This window comes from Acinetobacter sp. ANC 4470, from assembly GCF_002135335.1.
GTDB lineage: Bacteria > Pseudomonadota > Gammaproteobacteria > Pseudomonadales > Moraxellaceae > Acinetobacter.
Genome location: NZ_NEGC01000004.1, coordinates 193580 through 215022, shown reverse-complemented (window position 1 = coordinate 215022; position 21443 = coordinate 193580). Strand labels below are relative to the sequence as shown.

Genomic DNA, 21443 nt, shown 5'->3' with positions numbered 1-21443 from the left:
GATTCTATGGAAACTGATGGATCTATTGAAATAAGAGTATCTGACATCATATTGAAGTTAAAAGGATATCTTTAAATTCATCAAAAATTAATTCGTATGAGAGATAATAACCATGACTGACCAATACCAAACATTTGCAAAATCTCCTATTGGTAAATTTGTCATTAAAAATTTAGGTTTACCAGCACCTACTTTTTTAGAGCGTTTTGAGTCGGCTACTCCTGTGGTAAAAGGGGCTGTTTTATTGGGTGCTGCACCTGCAAGTACATTAGCTGGTGCGATTGCACAAGTTTTGGCAAATATTCATGCCAATAGCTATGCAGGTAACAATGCTGAATTGCAACAAACAGCGGCTAAAACAGGTTTAAACCTAAGTGCATTTAATGCAGGTGATAAAGAGTCGAAGTTTAAAGCAGTCATTTTTGATGCTTCAGGTATTCAAAATTCTGAACAGTTAAATGAGCTGTATAATTTTTTCAATCCAATTGCGCGTCAAATCCAAGCATCTGGCCGTGTGATTGTGGTGGGTATTACGCCTGAAACTGCAAAAACAGTAAAACAAGCCATTGCACAACGTGCGCTTGAAGGTTTTGTAAAATCAGTGGGTAAAGAATTCAAAAAAGGTATTGCTGCAAACCTGATCTATGTAGATGCAGGAGCAGAAGCAAATCTTGAATCTACGATTCGTTTTGCTTTGTCACCACGTTCAGCTTATGTATCTGGTCAAGTGATTCGTGTGTCTAAAGCGAATGTTGTTGATGTAGATTGGGCTAAACCGCTTGCAGGTAAAACAGCAGTAGTTACAGGTGCGAGCCGTGGTATTGGTGAAGCAATTGCGCATGTCTTGGCACGTGATGGTGCGCATGTGATCTGTTTAGATGTGCCACAACAACAGGCAGATCTTGACCGTGTAGCAAGCGAGATTGGTGGTTCAACTTTAGCCATTGATATTACTGCTGCGGATGCAGGCGAAAAAATTAAAGCTGCAGCGGCTGCACAAGGTGGTTTAGATATCATCGTGCATAATGCAGGGATTACTCGTGACAAAACTTTGGCAAATATGAAGCCTGAGCTTTGGGACTTGGTAATTAACATTAACTTGTCTGCAATTGAACGTGTAAATGATTATTTACTCGAAAATGATGGTCTAAATAGCAATGGTCGCATTGTTTGTGTATCTTCAATTTCAGGGATTGCGGGTAACTTAGGTCAAACCAATTATGCAGCATCAAAAGCAGGTGTTGTTGGTGTGGTTAAATTCACAGCGCCAATTTTGAAAAATGGTGTAACCATTAACGCCGTTGCTCCTGGTTTTATTGAAACGCAAATGACAGCTGCTATTCCTTTCGCAATTCGTGAAGCCGGTCGTCGTATGAATTCGATGAGTCAAGGTGGTTTAGCTGTTGATGTGGCTGAAACTATTGCGCTATTTACATCTTCTGCTTCTACAGGCTTAAACGGTAACGTTGTTCGCGTATGCGGTCAAAGTTTGTTGGGTGCTTAATTTAAAATCCTTGAATTTTCCCTCTCCTTAAAGGAGAGGGTTAGGGAGAGGTAAAATTATTTGTAATATAAATGGGATGGAATTTTCCCCTCATCCCAACCTTCTCCCTGAGGGAGAAGGTGCTTTCAAAAAATATTGAAATAAAAACTTCTCAAAGGTTCAGTATGAATACTCGCCATTTTAGTCAACTTCCAAAGCCTTATTTAGCTTATCCAAAAGTGATTCAAGGTTTAATTTTTAAAAAACCGAAAGGTGAAAAAGTGCTGCCGCAAGTTGAATATGTGGTGGATTCATTTAAGGTCGATCAAAAACACTTAAAAGCCTACAACGTAGTATGTGGCTTTAAAAATAATGGTTATATTCCAGCGATTTATTTGGCGGTGTTATCACAAAGTTTGCAAATGCACATGATGACCACTGAAGCATTTCCTTTTGCTATTTTAGGTTTGGTGCATATTCGGAATCAAATTAAGCAAACACGTAAAGTCGGTGTAAATGAGCAACTGAGTTTGTCTTGTCAGTTTGGTGCGTTACAGCCACATGATAAAGGTGTGCAGTTCGACTTTATCACCACGGCTAAAGTGGGTGGTGAAGTGGTAATGGAAGGTACAACGACTTATCTTGCGCGTCAAAAAACCGATGGGACAGTTGCAACTAAAGCAGTCGAAACAAAAACACCTGCTTATGAGTTAAATGCAGAATGGAATGTGTCTGAAAATATTGGTCGTCGTTATGCACTAACCTCAGGTGATTTTAATTTAATTCACATTCATGCCATTACAGCCAAAGCTTTTGGTTTTAAACAAGCGATTGCGCATGGGATGTGGAGTAAAGCCAAAGCATTGGCCAGTTTAACTTTGCCAGATCGCTATGAAGCCGATGTTTGGTTTAAGTTGCCAATGTATCTACCTTCAACAGTTGAGTTTTTAACCGCTCAAGCAGGTAAAAATACAGAATTTTTAATTAGAAATAGTAAAAATCAAAAGCCACATGTGGCAGGAAGTGTTAAAGCACTTTAAAACTAAGGAGCCTAAGTCTTTTTGATTTAGGCTTTTTTATGCGCTAAATTTGAATAAAAATAAGTGCTAAGGAAAGAACTTAAAATGAATAACATTAAAGAATATCTCTTTGCCAATACAGAACATTATCAAGGTCAGGTGGATGAGCGATTTATAGACCTAGCCAAACAATTTAGCCGTATGCAGGATGCGCGAGCTGAACAAGGTGGGGCAGCTTTGGTGGTGTATTTTCAAGGCAAAAAAGTTGTTGATATTTACACAGGGAAAAAATCTGCAACTGAAAACTGGCAGTCCGATACTTTATCTATGTGTTATTCCACGGGGAAAGGTGTACTTTCCACGCTGGCGCATATTTTAGTTAGTGAAGGTTTTTTAGCTTACGATACACCTGTTGCGCAATATTGGCCTGAGTTTGCGCAGAATGGTAAAGAGCAAATCACGTTAAGGCATATGCTTAGCCATCAAAGTGGATTATATGATATTCGTAATCTGATTGCTGATGCATCTGAAATGACGGACTGGAATCATATGCTTGGTGTATTAGCGCAAGCTAAACCACGCTTTGAGGCCGCTATAGATGCAGCCTATCAACCACTAACTTTCGGTTGGCAAGTGGGTGGTGTACTTGAAAAAGCCACTGGAAAATCTTTATCAGATTTGATGCAACAGTATCTTGTGCAACCTCTACAATTAGATGGGGCATACTTTGGGGTTGCAGACGTTGAATTAGCGCGTGTTGCTCGACCCTTACCTAAATTAAAAACAGCACAAAATCAATCATCGCCAGTAAAACCGAAACCCAAAAAAGCCTCGCCCTTAGATAAATTGATTGAATGGTCAGGACAAAACCCAAAAGACTTTCAAGATGCGATGATTCCAAAGGGCATGAAAAATTTTAGTTTTTTGAGTGATGAAGGTTTAAAAGCGGTCATCCCTGCTGCTAATGGTGTTTTTACTGCTAATAGTTTAGCTAAAATTTATGCCATGCTCGCTAATGAGGGAAAAGTGGGGGATCAACAGTTGATTCGACCTGAAATATTTAAAGCGCTAAGTGCAATACAATATAAAAAACGTGACCGCATTATGCCTTTAGCAATGCATTGGCGTTTGGGTTATCACCGTGTATTAACGTTGGGTAAACCATCAAACGGTTTTGGGCATATTGGTTTTAATGGTTCTGCTGCTTGGTGTGATGCTGAACGACATTTAAGTTTTGCTTATACGCATAATTTTCCAACAACTTCAATTGCGGGTGACTATCGTCTTTGGGCTTTAAGTCAAGAAACGTTACGCTGTGCAGATGCGATATTAAAAGGACGAAAGGGCTGGTTCTAGGTTTTCAAGATTGCTGTGTAATGGGATGGTACACTTTGCAGTGATGTATTTTGTGAAAAGTATGATATTTTCCTTGCATTAAAATTGTTAGCTTAAGTTTTTTTGATGAAAAATCCGCTTCTTATTCCCTTACTTGCATCGTCTGTTTTATTGGGTTGTCAGGATTCTAAGCAACCTGATCGTGGAAATAAGACCCAAACTGATTCTGTTTTGCAGCATAAAATCATGGTTGCCAAGTGGGTTGGTGAGTATCATGGAACCACGCCGTGTATGAGTTGTATTTCGCGTTGTGAGGAGTGTTCTGGTATGGCTGTAGATTTAGTGCTCAATCAAGACCAAACTTATACTTTAAAACGTGAGAGTTTAAGTGGAAATGACAAGCTAGAAATTTATACAGGACGGTTTCGGTTTAATAATAGCGATCAGAGTAAACTTGAATTAATACAAGTAAAGACTCGAAATTTAATTTATGTTGATTTAGAGCAGCAACTACTTGAAATTTTAGAAGATCAGACGGGGCGTATATATCATTCAGAAGATGATTTTCTTTTAGAAAAGAAAGTTTAGTTCATTTTTTAAGTGATTGTAAAAATCTAAAAAATAGATCCACTTATCTTGTGGTTGATGCAAAGCTTTTGCAGATTGTTCATTCACTCTTAGGCAAAAAAACAGTATGCTTAGACCTGTAAAAAGGAGCATACATGTATCAGGTACTTGCGCGTAAATATCGTCCACGTAATTTTAATGAATTGGTTGGGCAAAACCATGTGTCACGAGCACTAACCAGTGCCTTAGAACGTGGTCGTTTACACCATGCGTATTTATTTACTGGCACACGTGGGGTAGGTAAAACCACCATTGCACGTATTTTAGCGAAGTGCTTGAACTGTGAAACGGGTGTGACATCAACGCCATGTGAAGTATGTCCAACCTGTAAAGCGGTCAATGAAGGTCGATTTATCGATTTAATTGAAATTGATGCTGCATCACGAACCAAAGTTGAAGATACTCGTGAACTGCTTGATAACGTTCCTTATGCGCCAACGCAAGGTCGTTTTAAGGTTTACTTAATCGATGAAGTGCATATGCTTTCGACGCATTCTTTTAATGCGTTATTGAAAACATTGGAAGAGCCGCCAGAGCACGTTAAATTCCTTTTTGCAACGACCGATCCACAAAAGCTCCCAATTACGGTGATTTCGCGTTGTCTACAATTTACTTTGCGCCCACTGGCTGTAGATGAAATTACAGTACATTTAACGGATGTTCTACAAAAAGAACAGATTCAAGCCGAACAAGATGCGATTTGGCAAATCGCTGAATCTGCACAGGGATCACTCCGTGATGCCTTGTCTTTAACCGATCAAGCCATTGCTTATGGTCAGGGTGCAATTCAGCATCAAGATGTCAAAGACATGTTGGGTTTGATTGACCACACGATTATTTATGATTTGATTGCAGCGATTCATCAAAACCAAAAACAGCGTGTCAGCGAATTGCTCATGCAATTTAGACATCAGGCTTTAGATGTTTCACTGGTTTTAGATCAGTTGATTTCGACCTTGCATGAGTTGGCATTGTTGCAATATTTACCCGATTTAAGCTTAAAATATAGTGCTGAAATTAATAAAAAAATCATGCAGTTATCGCAGATGATTTCGGCACAAGATTTACAGTTGTATTATCAAGTGTCATGTAAAGGTCGTGCAGATTTACAATTGGCTGTCACACAAGAACAAGGTTTTGAAATGTGTGTGCTGCGCTTATTGGCGTTCCGTCCATTACAAGCGAATGAAATTTTAGTTTCTGCAACACAACAGGTTCAGCAACAAGCCCCACAGGTTAATGTTCAAGCAGTTGTACACAATGTACAACAACACGTTATTGATGAATATTCAGCAGAAGAAAGTCTTTTAGAAACTCCAGTAGCAGTGACTCAGCAGAATATAGAGCCATCTTCAGATGATTTCTTGGATGAACCTATACTGGATGTTATAGAAACAAATGTTACAGATGTAACTTTAACCGAAAATTCAGATCAGATTATCTTTGATCCAGCTTCTGAAGATGCTTTGTTCGATTTAGATGAGTCGAATGATGATGTCAATATTGTGGCGGATGATGAACCGAATAGTGATGATTTCCTGTTTGATGAGATTGCCCCTTTAAATCTTGATGTGGAAACAACAATCACAGAACAGCTTATAGAAAATGATTCTGCTGTGGTTGAAGATGATTTATTCCTTAGCCAAGAACAGATGCCAATTGAATCTGTACAACCCAGTATAAACTCTAAAGCTGAGCTGATTGATGAGCCTGTTCCTGCATTAGAACAATCAAACATTCAACAGCATAAGGCAGCCGTTGAAGTTGTATCGAATCAAAATTCAAACCTGATGCCACAAGATATTTTAAGGCTCACACCGCAACAGCTTGAAGGTGAGTGGACGATAGAGAAGTGGGAATACTGGTTTAGAAATAGTGCATTAACGCCTGCTGTGCAGGAGTTGGCACAACAAGGTGTGATGACGGGTCAAATTGATGGTGAGTCGTTATTTCAGATTCCACCAAAATATGAGCAGTTGCTAAATCAGTTACAACATACTTTAGAGCAAGCCTTAAAAAATGAATGGCCCAATACTCATTTTCAGGTGAAATATGCAGAAGTTGAAGCCACAACACCCTATAGTATGCAAAATGAGCGTAAGGAAAAAGCTTATGCGCGGGCTTCAGAGTTACTGCATGCAGAATCTGCGGTGAAGGATATTGTGCAAAACTTTGATGGTGAACTACAGAATATTCAACTGAAATAAGTTCATTTGTTTAGACTATATTGAAATAAAGCATCTCGCATTTCAATTGGAATCGAGGTGCTTTTTCGTGTTTGTCGATCCACAAATACATGGATAAAATGACCTTGTGCAGAGGCAACATCATGAAATTGTTTAAAAATAGCTAAATCATATTGTACCGATGAATTCCCCAGTCTGGAAATAACCACACCGACCTCAATAATTTCGGGATAAGAAAGCTCTTGAAAAAAGCTACAAGCAGAATCCACCACCAATCCAATAATGGGTGAATGTCGAATATCAAAGTTTGCCTTTTCAATCAGCAAAGCATTGGCGGCAGTGTCAAAGTAACTGTAATAAGTGACATTGTTGACATGACCGTAGATATCATTATCTGACCACCTTGTTTGTATCGGTAGAAAGTATGAAAAATCAGCGCGTTGTTTGGGTGTTTGCTTCATTGTAATTGTATTTTAACTGGCCGTTGATATTCAGTTGTACTGTTAAAAATAAAGGAATGCAAGAGGCGAAAAAGCAAGGTCATTTATCGTTCGGTAAATGACCTTCAGCTGAAGGTTATAGATTATGAGTAAATTGCTTGATAAATCTGTAAGGCATCTTGATGGGTAAGTTCTCGTGGATTGTTTTGTAAAAGCCGAGTTTGCAACATGGCATCACTGGCGAGTTGTTCAAGCATATTTTCAGCAACATTCAAATCTTTTAACTTTAAGATCAAACCACTTTTATTTAAGTAATTTTGCATATGGTCAATAAATAAGTCACATAAACCATCAATACAGCCGGTACTTTTCGGGTCTAACCAGCACATCAGCTCAGCATAGTATTGTTTTGCATTCGGTGCATTAAACTTTAAAACTTCAGCTAAGACCAAAGCATTGCTATGACCATGCGAAATATGGAAATGTCCCCCTAATGGATATGCCAGTGCATGCACTGCAGCGACTGGAGCATTAGCAAAGGCTTGACCTGCAAGCATTGAACCGACCAACATATTTTGACGTGCTGCTAAATTTTGACCATCTGCCAAGACTAGACTTAAATTATTGTTCAGTAACTTTAATGCTTGTTTTGCTAACATATCTGAATAAGGATTTTTTTTGATTTTAGAGGTATACGCTTCAATGGCATGTACCATCGCATCAATTCCTGTTGCTGCGGTAATATGAGCAGGCAAGTTTTGAGTAAATGTGGCATCTAAGATTGCCACATCAGCAAATAAAACAGGAGAGACAATTCCTGTTTTAGTGGTTTCACCCGTGGTTACAATAGAAATGGGCGTGACTTCAGATCCTGTACCTGCTGTAGTGGGAACTAAAAATAATGGTAGTCGAGGTTGTTTGGCATTATTGACACCATATAAGTCTGACAAAGTTTGCTGTTGTTGTGGGTGTGCAAGTATGGCAATGACTTTGGCTACATCTAACGAGCTTCCTCCGCCAAAACCTAAGATAATATCTACGTTTTCACTTTTTGCGAATTGAACAGCATCTAAGACTATATATTCGGGTGGGTCTGCCTGAACGCTAGAATAAATCACATAATCAAACTGAATGTTTTCTAGAATTTCAATAATGGGTAAATGTAATTGCTGTTGAATCATTCCTGCATCAGTGATTAACAACAGCTTTTTATAGGGTTGCTGTTGCAGCAATTGCTTGAGTTCATAGATCGAGCCGAGCCCTGAAATAATATTCGAGACTGTCTGGAATTGAAAATGGCTCATCTATTGCTTCCTTTTTTATATCAAATTCAAGATTATTGTTTTAGCGTTCTATAGGGTCTATTGATATTTCAAAAAAACGCGTTGTCGCAACCACTTTGAAATGTCAACAGACCCTAGGATTCATCCTGTAAATAACTTAACATAAGACACCTGAAAATAAAGCTGTTATCGAGGTTGTTTATGTCATCCCAAACGCCATATAAGGTGTTATGTGTATGTTTAGGAAATATTTGCCGCTCTCCAACGGCAGAAGTTGTGCTTAGACATTTTTGTGATAAACAACAACTGAATATTGTGATTGATTCTGCTGGAACCAGTAATTATCATCCAAACAAAGCACCCAATGGGCGTAGTCAACAACATGCTTTAAAACGTGGCTATGACTTATCTGCATTACGTGCGCGCCAATTAAAGACTCAAGATTTTATTGATTTTGATCTAATCTTAGCGATGGATCATGAAAATTTATTGAATATTCAAGCACTTTTAAAGCAAGTTCAGACAGAATATAGTGCCAGTCAAATTCGGGCAAAAATTGCATTGATGAGCGAATATGATCAAACTTATCTCAAACAATCCTTGCCAGATCCCTATTATGGTGGCGAAGATGGATTTGAACGTGTATTAGATCAGTGTGAATCAAGCAGTTTAGCTTGGGTGACTATTTTTAAAAAAGAAATCAATACGAAATAAAGGTTTAAGCACAGTGAATATTCAAACCCAAATTCAGCTCAAGCCTTTTAATACCTTAAGTCTTAATGCGACCACTTCACATTACGTTAAAGTTCAATCTACACAAGAATTGGTGGATGGCTTAAATTACGCTAAACAGCATAAACTTAATGTTTTAATTCTATCAGGCGGTAGCAATATGTTGTTGCCTGAACATATTCATGCACTTGTGATTCATATGGATATTCAAAGCATTGAATATCTTGCTGAAGATGAGCACAGTAAAACCATTCGAGTGGGTGCAGGACAAATATGGCATGACTTTGTATTGTGGACGACTGCGCAACATTTATGTGGTTTGCAAAATCTGGCTTTAATTCCCGGTTTGGTCGGTGCATCTCCAGTGCAAAATATTGGTGCTTATGGTGTTGAAGTCGGTGAATTTATTGAATCCGTTCAAGTTTACGACCGCCAATTGGAAAAATTTAGCACCATCTTTGCAAAAGATTGTGATTTTTCCTATCGACATAGTATTTTCAAAGATGATCCAAATCGTTTTGTGATTACGCATGTGATTTTTAAATTGCTGAAACATGCGCATTTAATGTTGAATTATGGTGATTTGAAGCAAGCGGTGGGTGATGAACAAACTGCTGAAAATCTGCAAAAACAAGTGATTGAAATCCGTCAAAGCAAGTTACCCGATCCAAAAGAATATCCGAATGTAGGAAGTTTTTTTAAAAATCCGATTATTACAGCACAGCTTTATGACCATTTAGCGCTAACATTTTCAAATTTGCCCCATTATCCTCAAGCGGCAGGTGGCGTTAAAATAGCGGCAGGATGGTTGATTGATCAGTCTGGTTGGAAAGGTAAACAGCTGGGTATGGTGGGTATGTTTCATAAACAAGCCTTGGTTTTGGTCAATTATGACAAGGCAACATTGGCAGATGTACAAGCAACTTATCATGCCGTACAACACGATGTTTATCAAAAATTTAACATTTTATTAGAGCCTGAGCCTGTATTGTTTGATGAATCAGGTTTAATTCGTTCACATTTGGAATAAGAGACTATGGCGAAAGCACATTGGATGGTTCGACTAGTACAAATAGCTTCTGTGTTATTTGTGCTGTTCGGCTGTTTTATGGTTTTGATTTATTCGCCATTTTATTCAGGGTGGGTGGTGAAAGCCCTGAATAGTTTTGTTCCTGTTGAAGTCAATGAAGTGGCTGCAAAAAGTCAGCAAAAGGCGGCTTTGAGTGAACATGAAAGTTTAGAGCCAGGTTCTAAACTATGGATTGCACGCCAAGCGTATTTAAAGTTGATGGAAGAAGCAATACAAAGCCATAATTCTCAAAATTTGACGGTAATTCAAGCGCGTTATAAAGCCTTGCAACAGATGATTGAGGAAGCACAACAACAGGAAAATGAGCAAGAGGAAAAGCCACGTATTCCGTTATTGGTAAAAGAAGAAGATCAAAATTCAGCAGAGCAGGAAGATGAGGCGTCAGTAGCACAGGAAGATCCAGCGCAAGCCGTTAAAGATTTATTGAATTTAAACAGTACTGAAAATAAAGCTTTGATGGAGAAATATGTAGAATTTCTTCGTACGCATAAAATTGAACAGGAAGATGTCTCTCAAGAACCTGTAGATGAAATCATCAATCAAGATATTGCATTGATTCACGAACAAAATGAACAACCTCAACCACAAAGTTCTAAACCGTATGCCATTGTGGTGTTAGGTGGTGGACTCACTTTAGATAAAAATGGTAAAGATATTATCGTTAATGATTACACACGGTTACGCTTAGAAAAGACTTTGGCGATAGAAAAAGAATATCAATTACCGATTGTTTTAAGTGGTGTAGAAGCACCTTATATGCAGCGATGGTTAAAAAAATATGATGTGGATGCAAAATTATTGGAAGATCGAAGCATGAATACTTGTGAAAACTCGCGTTTTAGCTCGTTATTATTACAAAAAAAGGGTGGAGCACCGAGAGTGATCTTAATCACAGATCGTTATCATATGCCGCGTACACGCCGTTTATTTGCATTAAATGGTATTGAGACAGTGCCTGTTGAAGCACCGATGCCAACACATCTGACCAGATGGCGTCCAAGTAAACAAAATTATGATCATAGTCGTCGTGCGAATTATGAAATGTTAGCCACGATTCGTGATGTTTGGTTTGGTTCAAGTGACTGTCGGGAGGTGCCTTAAATGTCGGATATCCCATTTTTAAATCCAACGATTTTAAAACAGTTAGATTTACCTGTTCCGAGTCGAGAAACTACACCACACTTACTTGAAGCATTAAATCTAAATAGACCTTATCAACCTTCGGTTGAAATTCAAGCTTATCGTAAGTTGTATGGTTTAAATTTATTAAAGTGTGAGCAGTGGCAAGGCTATGTGCAAATGCCGTTATTTAAATTGCATGTACAAGTGTTTCAACCGAATTTAGAAAACCTGCCTTTTGATCAAATACGTGGAACGGTATTCTTACTGCATGGCTATTTAGAACATAGTGGTATTTATCAGCCAATTATTCGTGAATTGCTTGAACAGGGTTTTAGTGTGATCACTTATGATTTACCCGGTCATGGCTTGAGTGATGGTTCACCTGCAAATATTAAAAACTTTGATCATTACCAACATGTTTTACATGCAGTCTACCAATATGTGAAAAATGCCAGTCAATTACCCAAACCGTGGTTAGGTATTGGACAAAGCACAGGTGGGGCAATTTGGCTGCATCATTTATTAGATTTTGCACAGCGCCGTGAAAACCCCTATGTAGAACGTGTTTTATTACTTTCTCCGCTGATTCGACCTGCGAAATCTGCTTGGTGGCATAATTCGGTTGGCTTAGGCATAATTCGACGCATTAAACGTCAAGTACCACGTCATTTTAGACGTAATAACCATAATCCTGAGTTTCTACGCTTTGTACGTTTAAAAGATCCTTTACAGCCGCGTATGATGGGTATGGATTGGATTTTAGCGATGTCTAAATGGATGCAAGAGATGGAAGAGCGTCCAGCGTGCCGTATTCCTGTGTGGCTGGCTCAAGGTGCGTTAGATGAAACAGTAGACTGGCGCTACAATATCGAATTTATTCGTCGTAAGTTTCGACTTCAAACTTTATTAATGTTGGAAGAAGGCTCTCATCAATTGATTAATGAACGTGCCGATATTCGTGCAGCATTGACTGGCTTAATTCCTGCTTTTTTACATGCACAAAGTTCAGATGGTTATTATTAAAATTTTTATTGTAGTCTTTATATAAAAAAGGTCAGATTGATCTGACCTCCGAAAATTGGACGGTTGTTTAAATAACTTTTAAGGACTGATTTCTGTACTTAGCAGAAGGCAGTTCTTTTAATTTAAAACTGTTCTGCATGTGCTAAATTCCACATCCGAAAATAAAAGTTTTCCTCATCTTTGTTTTCACAACTGAGTAATTCACCTTCTTTTAACCAGAAGTGTAATTGTGCATAGTTTTTAATTTCACGGTCATTAATGCGTTGTGCCAAATGATGCGCCTTAATATTTGAGGGATGCTTTAAACCTGCTGAGGCAATCATTTCAGATAATGCATGCATGGTGTTTTTATGAAAATTTAAAACCCGTTCTGCTTTGGTTGGCACATGTAGGGCTTTTTGACGGTCTTTATCTTGAGTGGCAATACCCACAGGGCATTGGTTGGTGTGGCAACTTTGAGCTTGTATACAGCCTACTGCAAACATAAAGCCACGTGCGGAATTAATCCAATCTGCGCCTATTGCCATAGTACTTGCAATATCAAAAGCACTAATAATTTTACCACTTGCACCGACTTTAATTTGGTTGCGTAAACCTGCACCGACTAAAGTATTGTGCACAAAGAGTAAACCTTCGCGTAAAGGTGTACCCATGTGATCAATCAATTCAATAGGAGCCGCACCTGTTCCACCTTCAGAGCCATCCACCACTATAAAATCAGGGACAATTTGGGTTTTGAGTATCGCTTTAACAATGCTCATAAATTGCCAAGGTTGACCAATACACAGTTTAAAACCAACCGGTTTTCCACCCGATAATTCACGTAGCTGCTGAATGAAATGCATCATTTCAATTGGTGTGCTAAATGCTGAGTGTTGTGAAGGAGAGACACAATCATGCTCACGGCTAACGCCCCGAATTTGAGAAATTTCTTCTGAGATTTTATCTTTAGGTAAGATACCGCCATGTCCAGGTTTTGCACCTTGTGATAATTTAATCTCAATCATTTTGATTTGTGGTAGTAGTGCTTGTTGGGTAAATTTTTCTGGATCGAAGTGCCCATCCAGCGTGCGACAACCGAAATAACCACTTCCAAGCTCCCAAACAATATCACCACCATCTTCTAGGTGATATGGACTGATACTGCCTTCACCTGTGTCATGGTAGAACCCTCCCATATACGCACCTAAATTTAATGCACGAATCGCATTGGCACTTAAACTACCAAAACTCATGGCAGAAATATTCATAATAGAAGCACTATAAGGTTGCTTACATTGATGATTCCCAATTTGAATACGGAAACTTTCAGGATTCGCAGGTTTGCAGGGTGTAATTGAATGGGTAATAAAGCGATAGTCTTGTTGATAAACATCAATAATTGAACCAAAGGGTTTATCTGCATTTTCATTTTTTGCACGTTGATAGACTAAGCTACGTTGCATACGTGAAAATGGCAGAGCATCTTGATCTGCTTCAATAAAGTATTGACGAATTTCTGGACGAAAATATTCAAAAATAAAACGAAAATGCCCCATAATTGGATAATTTTTTAAAATAGAATGCTTATTTTGTAAGACATCATATAAGCCGACTAAACTCAGTACGCCTGAAATCAGCCATAAAGAATTAAGTAGCGTATCTGAAATAAAATAATAAATGTACTGCGGAGCATAATTGAAGCGAAACCAAGTAATAGTTAACGTAATAAAAATGAAAGTAAACCAAACTGAATTACGAGAGAAAAAAGTATTTAAAAGTTTATGTCTGACAGATTGAACTGGGCCGGGCATTAATTTTTTTCCATAGAATTATGAATAAGTTAAATGTGCCTAGTTTATAAATGATGTACAAGTTTTGATTTGTAAAGCCAACCACCACATGCTGAATAGCTAGAAAACTGAATGACAATACTGATTTATGTTTATGGATGGAAAAAGGGCATTTAAATAAATTTAAAGCATTAATTTGGGGTGAAATTTAAATAGGATATCCCTTATCGGATTTTAAATATCAATAGAACGTAATAGAAATTCACAATAAATGCTTAATAAAAATTCAGCTTTAAGTTGCAGATCTTATGATTTCTCAAAATTTCCATGATGCATTACATTGGTTTTACTTTAGTCACAAGAGGTCGTTAATATGACAATGAAATCAATTCGGTATAACAGTGGAGACTTAGCTTGCTAAAGCTCAACATATTCTACTGCACCAATAAAATCAGCAATCATCAAGCTTTATATCGGGGTGAAAAAATAAAGTTTGCTGTTTCCTTAGCACAACGCAACGATAATAAATTAAACATACAACCATAATGCTTCTAGAGTCCCAACAATTGGGACTTTTTTTATTTCAATAACTTGGTTAATCTGTAATTTGACGTACTGCATTAGAAAGGTCAATTGGCTCAATATGTTGAATTTTATTGCCAAAACTTCTTAACCACCAAACTAGTTGTGAAGTGAAGGGCACTGTAGCCGTAACTTGCGCTAAACCATTTTCCAATTTTTGTATGGTTTGGTCTTTGCTCAGTTGGCTTTCATCAAAATAATGTGCATCTTCTTCAGACATGGTTAATTTTAAAGCAATATTTTCGGTTGTCTTGTTATAATCTACTCTAAAACCTAATGCACCAGAGTCAATATAAGCATCAATATCAAAGTGAATCGGATGCATTGCGCGTGAGTTCAAAACAATCGCTGATTTAAAACGGTGCAAGGCAAAGGTCTGAATATCGGTTTTATCATGTCGGGTACAAATTAAATAAATAATCGCACCTTTTTGTACCAGTGCTAAAGGATTTAAAGTATAGATTTTTTCTTCGCCTAAATGACTACGTCCTTGATAAACACATTCTAATTGTTTGTCTTGTAGTAAGCCTTCATAGATGGCTTGTTGGGCTAATTTGTCGACCAAAGGCGGAATAAGAGGTTGATTTGCTGGAACAATGCGAACGCGATTAATCCATTGTCGTACATTGTTTTGGGTAGATAAGCTGCGACGTGCCAAATCAAACCATGGATTCATCTCTTCAATTAGACTTGGTGGCAGTAAGTGTTTTAAATGGTCTTCGACCATCATGAACGTTACCGCTTGAGAGCTGGTCATATGCGGTAAACTTTGAATCGGTGCATCTGAACGCCAACGCCAACCTTGAGGAACAGTTTTATTACTTTCAATAGGGAAGCGGAGCGAGATTTGATTTAAATCGCGCTGAATGGTACGCAAGCTGATATCAATACCTTCACGTTGCAAAATTTCTTGTAATTCTCGGGTACCCATCCACTTTCCAGTAGAAAGACGAGATAAAATTTGCCATTGTCGGTACAGGCTGTTGGAGGTTTCTTTTTCTTGTGAAGACATAACTAAAATTAAAAATCGAGTAGCTTGTTTATATATCCATTGAGTGCTGAACACAATAAAAAAACTGAATATTTTTTCAAGCTTTTCCCAATGGGGCTATCTACATTTTGATACATGTACATTCAAAATTATCCTTGAATCTATATGCTTTTGATGAATAAATAAACAAAATTATTTGTGGATGACGGCATGCTTATTGCTTCATTTTACTAACAATAGATAATAATGATGAGGTTTGTATGCTTAAAGAAAATCAATATACAAATTCGATTTCGACGCTAGAACAGTTTCCTAGTGATGCTGGGTTAAATGTGAATACGTCGGAAGTAACTCAATTTACAACATCATCAAAAGACAATGGCATATTTCAGAAATTTAAATCGCATTTTTTCAATGAATTGCTTGATGATCACAGCATGTCAGGTGAAACCTGTAACAAAATAGAGCAGTGGTTATCACAACATAGTATTGAAGAATTAAAATTATTAAATCAAACCGCTAAAGATCACTTTTTATATGAGGGTATTACTTTTACCGTATATGGTGAGTCTGAAGGGATTGAGCGAACCATTCCGTATGATTTAATCCCACGCGTGATTGAGAAAAAGCAGTGGAATAAAGTTGCACTTGGCTGTGCGCAACGGGTTCGCGCGCTCAATTTATTTTTACACGATATTTACCATCAACAAGATATTTTAAAAGCCAATATTGTACCTGAATTACAAGTATTGACGCATGAAGCCTATCAACCACATATGTATGCACACGACTTGAAAGGTAAAATTTATAGTCAAATTAGCGGCATTGATATTATTCGTGACCGACATGGTGAGTTCTATGTTTTAGAAGATAATTTAAGAACGCCATCAGGCGTATCTTATATGCTGGAAAGTCGCAAAATAAGTCAAAAACTCATGCCTGAATTATGTCAGCAAAATAATATTTTAGGCATTGAGCAATATCCGCAATTACTCAAAGAAATTTTAGCTGAAAATGCGTATAGAGATCAACCTTTTATGGTTGTCCTTACGCCCGGACGTTATAACAGTGCATATTATGAACATTCCTTTTTGGCAAGAGAAATGGATGTGCCTTTAGTGACATCACGTGATCTTTTTGTAGAGAACGATAAGGTTTATGTCAAAACCATTCGTGGAAGACAGCAGGTTGATGTAATTTATCGTCGAGTGGATGACGCATATTTAGACCCTTTATGCTTTCAGCCCGATAGCTCTTTAGGTGTCGCTGGCTTAATGTCAGCCTATTTAAATCACAATGTCGTGATTGCAAATGCACCTGGTACTGGCGTGGCTGATGATAAATCAATCTATCCTTATGTGGATAAAATGATTCATTTCTATTTGGGCGAGGACGCAATTTTAAAGAATGTACCAACCTATCAATGCCGTGAAGCTCAAGATTTAGATTATGTCTTATCTAACTTAGCTGAGTTGGTGGTGAAGGAAGCTCAAGGTTCGGGCGGATATGGCATGTTGATTGGCCCACAATCCTCGAAAAATCAAATTGAACTATTTCGAGACAAAATTATTGCTGCACCGCATTTGTATATTGCGCAGCCGACTTTGGAGTTATCGGTTTGTCCAACGCTGACAGATTATGGTGTGGCAGAGCGTCATATTGATTTACGTCCATTCGTTTTAAGTTCACCCTATCGTACTGAAATCGTTCCGGGGGGCTTAACACGTGTGGCAATGCAAGCGGGTTCTTTAGTCGTGAACTCTTCACAGGGTGGTGGCGTTAAAGACACATGGGTGGTTGATAATCTTCATTCATAAATTTTCGTTCGTAAACACTTAACTATGGGGATGAAATTATGATTTTATTAAATAGCAATGCTCAGCATATTTTTTGGTTGGGTCGATATTTAACCCGAATTCAATATTTATGTAGTCAATTTCCATTTCATGATAACCAAGATGCATTGGAATATGCACATGCTTTTTGCTTGCCCGCTTTTGATGCTAGCTCACTAAATACGTTATTACTTGATTCAGAGCAACCGTCATCTTTTTGCCAACAATTCCAATGTGCAAAAGATAATGTACAAGATTTACGTGGGATACTTTCCGCAAAAGCTTATGCTGAACTGCATCAGCTCATTAAAAATGCCAATGAAAATGCAGCGTATATCTGTGATGTTGCTGGAGAATGTCATGAGGTTGTAGAAGCAGAACCTGAAGATGTTTTTTTATTTTTTAGTTTAGGACAAAATATAGAACAGTTAGATCGACAAATTCGTTTGAAACAAAATCAGATGAACACACTTGAAAATATTGATCAAATAGTCTGTTTTTTGCGTCAGATTGGCTGGGATGGACTGGAGCATGCATGGCAGCAACTCAAATTAGCCCCAGATAGTATGAGTTTTTATCAATTTAGTGATCATATTCAAAATTTATTTGAGGTGGATGTATGAAGTTGATGATTAACCACCAAACTCACTATACTTATAGCGATCAGGCATGTAACAGCATTCAATATATTAAAATGACCCCGATGAGCAATGCCCATCAGCAGGTTCATTGTTGGGATGTGAGTGTGCCGGGTCAGAAAAAAATTAAAGCGGATGCGTTTAATAATATTTGGATTACCAGCTCGCAGCGACAGCCTTATCAGCAAATGACGATTATGGCGCAGGGTATCATCGAGATGGATCCTTATACCCAATTTGGGATTGATACACCAATTAATCCGAATTTATTTTTGCAACCTACAGCAAGTACTTTGTGTAATGCTGAAATGAAAGATTTCGCAAAGCATCACGTGCCATATTTAACACGAGAACATTTAATTACTTTATCTGCAGCAGTGTTACAGCATATTCCTTACGTACCCGATCAGACCTCAGTGCAAACATCTGCTATTGATGCCTTCCAACACCGAAAGGGTGTATGTCAAGATCATAGTCATGTCTTTATTGCTATGTGTAAGTATTTGGGTTTACCCGCACGTTATGTCTCAGGGTATTTATTTGTACCCAATACATCTCACCTTGCAAGTCATGCTTGGGCAGAAGTTTTTTTTGAAAATACGTGGTATTGTTTTGATACAAGCAATCAATTATTTTCTCTAAATTCACATATTTATGTGGCAATAGGTCGTGATTATTGGGATGTTGCACCTGTTCGAGGTATAAGAGAGCGCGGTGGTATTGAGTCTATGAATTCTATTGTTCAAGTGCTCGCTTGTTGAAAATTTGAAGGTCATAGGAGCTATTCATGACTTATTGTTGTGCGCTACGTTTGAAAGATGGATTGATTTTTGTGAGTGATACGCGTACGAATGCAGGAGTAGACCATATTTCTGTATTTCGTAAACTCTATATTTTTGGTGTAGAAGGCGAGCGATTTATCAGCATACAAGCATCTGGTAATTTAGCAACAACTCAAGCCGTCATTAGTCATCTAAACATTCAGTTAGAACTCAAGCAAGAGCCTAATTTATATAGTGTTAATACGATGTTTGAAGTTGCGGAATTGGTTGGTCAAACATTGAGAAAAGTGATTTTAGATATCACGGAAGATACTGACGAGCATAGTAGTTATTCTGGTAATCTACTGCTTGGTGGGCAAATTAAAGGTGCAGATATGCAACTTTATAATATTTATTCTCAGGGGAATTTTATTAATGCAACTGAAGATACACCGTATTTTCAAATTGGAGAAAGTAAATATGGCAAACCCATATTAGATCGAGCTTTGGTTTATGAAATGCCTTTAGATGAGGCAGTACGGTGTTGTTTAATTTCTTTTGATTCTACTTTACGTTCTAATGTCTCAGTTGGAATGCCATTAGATACCATTGTTTATAAAAAAGACTCATTGCATATTCCAAATGGCAAACGTATCTATGAAGACGATCCATATTTTAGGCATCTGAGTAAGCAATGGTCAGATACTTTACGCCGTGGTTTACAAAAATTGCCAATCCCAGCCAACGATTATTTAGAATAATATTTTGCTATATACGGTAAAAATTGAACTTAGATGCTTGTTTAAACTTTTTGTGTATTGTACTGCAATGAATGCTTAGCGACTGAGCTTAATAAAAAACCCAAGTTAAACTTGGGTTTTTTTAACTTCAACTTTTACTTTCTAATTGGGCGAGCACTTAAGCGGCACAAGAGTTCATAGCCAATGGTGCCATTGGCGCATGCAACATCATCGACCAAGCAGTCTTTACCCCAAAGTTCAACTTCTGTACCTAAGGGTACATTTAACCCAGTGACATCAATTGCAATCATATCCATAGCGACACGACCAACGACTGGTATAGTTTGACCTTGAATGGAAACATAGTTTTGTTTTTGAAATACACGTGGATAGCCATCGCCATAGCCAATTGAAACAATGGCAAGCTGCATTTCTTCTGTTGCAACAAAGTGCGAACCATAACCTACAGATTCACCTGCTTGAATGGTATTCAATGCAATAATTGCTGCGGTGAACGTCATGACGGGTTGAAGATCTAAATCATTAGCCGTTTTATTGGAAAATGGAGAGGCACCATACAGCATAATACCGGGGCGAACAAAATCAAAATTCAATTCAGGCCATTTGAAAATTGCGGCTGAGTTACAGCACGAAGCCATAATTGGGGCACAAGCTTCTTTAACATGTAAAAATTGATTTTTTTGTTGTTCATTTAAAGGGTGGTTTTCAGCATCTGCATTAGCAAAGTGCATTGCAAGAACACAGGTAAAACCTTCTGCTTTAAGTGCATTAATAACTTCAATAATTTCAGGTACTTTAAAACCTAAGCGGTTCATACCACTATTGAGTTTGACCCAAACTTTTAAGTTTTTAGCAATGTAAGCATCTTTATGTTCCCGCAGCCAATCTAATTGTTGATGATGATGTACGATACACTCAATATTATTGTCAACCACAACCTGCATTTCATCTTCAGAGAAAACACCCTCAATGAGCGTAATGGGTTGTTGATAGCCGAGCTCTCGAATATCGAGTGCTTCTTCAAGGCAGGCGACACCAAAAGCATCCGTTTCACTTAAGGCTGCTAAACAGTCTTTGACCCCATGTCCGTAAGCATTGGCTTTAACCATACTTACAATTTGAGCGGTTGGTGCAAGTTGTTTAACACGGTTTAAATTATATTGCAGTGCTGCTCTGTCAATATAAATTGTTGCTTGGCGCACCCTAGTTACTCCTTGGGATTACAAATATTACATTACGAGAGGGTAATACCCAGACGTTGAACGAATTTTTGAGAGATTTAAATGAAGAATTTCAGTGGGATTGATAAAATATTTATCATGAAAATATTGAATTATTGTAGTCTTATCAGTTGGAAATGGACATAAATTTAAACAATTTTATTAAAAGTTAATTTAGATCAAACTAAGACTTTACATATAATTTTGGGGGGCGACAATTTTTCAGCATTTCATTTTAGTCTAATGAGTCGTAAATTTGCTTTGGCAAGGGGGTTTTACGGACACGATATTTTTTGAACAACAAATGTCAATGTTAACAAAACTGATGATTAAACCGAATAACCTTCTTATTCCAAGAGCACTTCAGGCGTTGGATTTATTGACTACAAAAGACTCAGAGTTAGATGAACTTTGGCAAGATTTAGGTGAATATACCGAATGGGCAGCAAATATTGAGCAATTAAAAGAACTTTTACAATCTAAGCTTTAGATGTTTTTATCTATACTTAATTTAAAAGGGTTATAAAAAATGGACAGATAAAT

General features: G+C 37.7%; 19 protein-coding genes. 14 read left to right on the top strand and 5 right to left on the bottom strand.

Going from position 1 to position 21443, the window contains the following annotated elements:
- The first annotated feature begins 112 nt into the window (after positions 1-112).
- From B9T25_RS07935 to dnaX, 5 genes are all read left to right on the top strand, one after another.
- Positions 113-1504: a 3-oxoacyl-ACP reductase gene (locus B9T25_RS07935; RefSeq protein ID WP_086187905.1), complete on the top strand. Its 1392-nt coding sequence runs from the start codon at positions 113-115 to the stop codon at positions 1502-1504.
- A 164-nt stretch (positions 1505-1668) separates the two neighbouring features.
- The gene (locus B9T25_RS07930) at positions 1669-2523 is read left to right on the top strand and encodes a MaoC family dehydratase (protein WP_086187904.1); all 855 of its coding nucleotides are present in this window, start codon (positions 1669-1671) and stop codon (positions 2521-2523) included.
- Between the two features lie 84 nt (positions 2524-2607).
- On the top strand, positions 2608-3858 hold the full coding sequence (locus tag B9T25_RS07925; RefSeq protein WP_086187903.1) for a serine hydrolase domain-containing protein: 1251 nt from the start codon (positions 2608-2610) through the stop codon (positions 3856-3858).
- A 105-nt stretch (positions 3859-3963) separates the two neighbouring features.
- A complete protein-coding gene (locus B9T25_RS07920) occupies positions 3964-4425 on the top strand; it encodes a copper resistance protein NlpE N-terminal domain-containing protein (RefSeq protein ID WP_086187902.1) in 462 nt (153 codons plus the stop codon).
- A 134-nt stretch (positions 4426-4559) separates the two neighbouring features.
- Complete coding sequence (gene dnaX / locus B9T25_RS07915) at positions 4560-6671, top strand: DNA polymerase III subunit gamma/tau (RefSeq protein WP_086187901.1); 2112 nt, start codon at positions 4560-4562, stop codon at positions 6669-6671.
- A 2-nt stretch (positions 6672-6673) separates the two neighbouring features.
- On the opposite strand, the gene B9T25_RS07910 is transcribed toward dnaX, so the two are convergent.
- Positions 6674-7111, bottom strand: coding sequence for an acyl-CoA thioesterase (locus B9T25_RS07910; protein WP_086187900.1), 438 nt, complete (start codon positions 7109-7111; stop codon positions 6674-6676).
- Positions 7112-7233: 122 nt separating this feature from the next.
- Positions 7234-8394 (bottom strand): iron-containing alcohol dehydrogenase, encoded by a 1161-nt coding sequence (locus B9T25_RS07905; protein WP_086187899.1) that lies wholly within the window; start codon positions 8392-8394, stop codon positions 7234-7236.
- Positions 8395-8574: 180 nt separating this feature from the next.
- On the opposite strand from B9T25_RS07905, the gene B9T25_RS07900 reads away from it, so the two are divergent.
- The 4 genes from B9T25_RS07900 to B9T25_RS07885 are packed head-to-tail and all read left to right on the top strand — an operon-like array spanning position 8575 to position 12340.
- Positions 8575-9087 (top strand): low molecular weight protein-tyrosine-phosphatase, encoded by a 513-nt coding sequence (locus tag B9T25_RS07900; RefSeq protein ID WP_086187898.1) that lies wholly within the window; start codon positions 8575-8577, stop codon positions 9085-9087.
- Between the two features lie 13 nt (positions 9088-9100).
- Positions 9101-10135: a UDP-N-acetylmuramate dehydrogenase gene (murB, locus tag B9T25_RS07895; protein ID WP_265733491.1), complete on the top strand. Its 1035-nt coding sequence runs from the start codon at positions 9101-9103 to the stop codon at positions 10133-10135.
- A 6-nt stretch (positions 10136-10141) separates the two neighbouring features.
- Positions 10142-11296 carry a YdcF family protein gene (locus tag B9T25_RS07890; protein WP_086187896.1) on the top strand — a complete coding sequence of 385 codons (1155 nt, stop codon included), beginning with the start codon at positions 10142-10144 and terminating at the stop codon, positions 11294-11296.
- Entirely contained in the window at positions 11297-12340 is a 1044-nt protein-coding gene (locus B9T25_RS07885; protein ID WP_086187895.1) for an alpha/beta hydrolase, read from the top strand.
- A gap of 122 nt (positions 12341-12462) precedes the next feature.
- Here B9T25_RS07885 and B9T25_RS07880 read toward each other — a convergent pair whose 3' ends face one another.
- Together B9T25_RS07880 and B9T25_RS07875 are read right to left on the bottom strand one after the other, a co-directional pair.
- Positions 12463-14133: an FMN-binding glutamate synthase family protein gene (locus B9T25_RS07880; RefSeq protein WP_086187894.1), complete on the bottom strand. Its 1671-nt coding sequence runs from the start codon at positions 14131-14133 to the stop codon at positions 12463-12465.
- A 574-nt stretch (positions 14134-14707) separates the two neighbouring features.
- The gene (locus tag B9T25_RS07875; RefSeq protein ID WP_086187893.1) at positions 14708-15706 is read right to left on the bottom strand and encodes a helix-turn-helix transcriptional regulator; all 999 of its coding nucleotides are present in this window, start codon (positions 15704-15706) and stop codon (positions 14708-14710) included.
- A gap of 239 nt (positions 15707-15945) precedes the next feature.
- Between B9T25_RS07875 and B9T25_RS07870 the strand changes: the two genes are divergently transcribed.
- Genes B9T25_RS07870 through B9T25_RS07855 form a run of 4 tightly spaced genes read left to right on the top strand, consistent with a single transcriptional unit; the run spans position 15946 to position 19680 of the window.
- Complete coding sequence (locus tag B9T25_RS07870; protein ID WP_086187892.1) at positions 15946-17502, top strand: circularly permuted type 2 ATP-grasp protein; 1557 nt, start codon at positions 15946-15948, stop codon at positions 17500-17502.
- Positions 17503-17540: 38 nt separating this feature from the next.
- Positions 17541-18143 (top strand): alpha-E domain-containing protein, encoded by a 603-nt coding sequence (locus B9T25_RS07865; protein WP_086187891.1) that lies wholly within the window; start codon positions 17541-17543, stop codon positions 18141-18143.
- The gene (locus tag B9T25_RS07860; protein ID WP_086187890.1) at positions 18140-18919 is read left to right on the top strand and encodes a transglutaminase family protein; all 780 of its coding nucleotides are present in this window, start codon (positions 18140-18142) and stop codon (positions 18917-18919) included. The genes B9T25_RS07865 and B9T25_RS07860 overlap by 4 nt, the downstream gene beginning before the upstream one ends.
- A gap of 26 nt (positions 18920-18945) precedes the next feature.
- Entirely contained in the window at positions 18946-19680 is a 735-nt protein-coding gene (locus tag B9T25_RS07855; RefSeq protein ID WP_086187889.1) for a proteasome-type protease, read from the top strand.
- A gap of 134 nt (positions 19681-19814) precedes the next feature.
- Here the strand turns inward: B9T25_RS07855 and alr are convergent, their stop codons facing one another.
- Complete coding sequence (gene alr / locus B9T25_RS07850) at positions 19815-20882, bottom strand: alanine racemase (RefSeq protein ID WP_086187888.1); 1068 nt, start codon at positions 20880-20882, stop codon at positions 19815-19817.
- 322 nt (positions 20883-21204) lie between these two features.
- On the opposite strand from alr, the gene B9T25_RS07845 reads away from it, so the two are divergent.
- On the top strand, positions 21205-21390 hold the full coding sequence (locus B9T25_RS07845; protein ID WP_086188017.1) for a DUF4259 domain-containing protein: 186 nt from the start codon (positions 21205-21207) through the stop codon (positions 21388-21390).
- Positions 21391-21443 lie beyond the last annotated feature (53 nt).

Coding starts and splice junctions, on each gene's coding strand:
- B9T25_RS07855 (WP_086187889.1), top strand. CDS start 18,946: ATGACTTATTGTTGTGCGCTACGTTTGAAAGATGGATTGATTTTTGTG.
- B9T25_RS07900 (WP_086187898.1), top strand. CDS start 8,575: ATGTCATCCCAAACGCCATATAAGGTGTTATGTGTATGTTTAGGAAAT.
- B9T25_RS07870 (WP_086187892.1), top strand. CDS start 15,946: ATGCTTAAAGAAAATCAATATACAAATTCGATTTCGACGCTAGAACAG.
- B9T25_RS07935 (WP_086187905.1), top strand. CDS start 113: ATGACTGACCAATACCAAACATTTGCAAAATCTCCTATTGGTAAATTT.
- B9T25_RS07930 (WP_086187904.1), top strand. CDS start 1,669: ATGAATACTCGCCATTTTAGTCAACTTCCAAAGCCTTATTTAGCTTAT.
- B9T25_RS07905 (WP_086187899.1), bottom strand. CDS start 8,394: ATGAGCCATTTTCAATTCCAGACAGTCTCGAATATTATTTCAGGGCTC.
- B9T25_RS07910 (WP_086187900.1), bottom strand. CDS start 7,111: ATGAAGCAAACACCCAAACAACGCGCTGATTTTTCATACTTTCTACCG.
- B9T25_RS07920 (WP_086187902.1), top strand. CDS start 3,964: ATGAAAAATCCGCTTCTTATTCCCTTACTTGCATCGTCTGTTTTATTG.
- B9T25_RS07860 (WP_086187890.1), top strand. CDS start 18,140: ATGAAGTTGATGATTAACCACCAAACTCACTATACTTATAGCGATCAG.
- B9T25_RS07875 (WP_086187893.1), bottom strand. CDS start 15,706: ATGTCTTCACAAGAAAAAGAAACCTCCAACAGCCTGTACCGACAATGG.
- B9T25_RS07865 (WP_086187891.1), top strand. CDS start 17,541: ATGATTTTATTAAATAGCAATGCTCAGCATATTTTTTGGTTGGGTCGA.
- dnaX (WP_086187901.1), top strand. CDS start 4,560: ATGTATCAGGTACTTGCGCGTAAATATCGTCCACGTAATTTTAATGAA.
- B9T25_RS07885 (WP_086187895.1), top strand. CDS start 11,297: ATGTCGGATATCCCATTTTTAAATCCAACGATTTTAAAACAGTTAGAT.
- B9T25_RS07845 (WP_086188017.1), top strand. CDS start 21,205: ATGTCAATGTTAACAAAACTGATGATTAAACCGAATAACCTTCTTATT.
- B9T25_RS07880 (WP_086187894.1), bottom strand. CDS start 14,133: ATGCCCGGCCCAGTTCAATCTGTCAGACATAAACTTTTAAATACTTTT.
- B9T25_RS07890 (WP_086187896.1), top strand. CDS start 10,142: ATGGCGAAAGCACATTGGATGGTTCGACTAGTACAAATAGCTTCTGTG.
- B9T25_RS07925 (WP_086187903.1), top strand. CDS start 2,608: ATGAATAACATTAAAGAATATCTCTTTGCCAATACAGAACATTATCAA.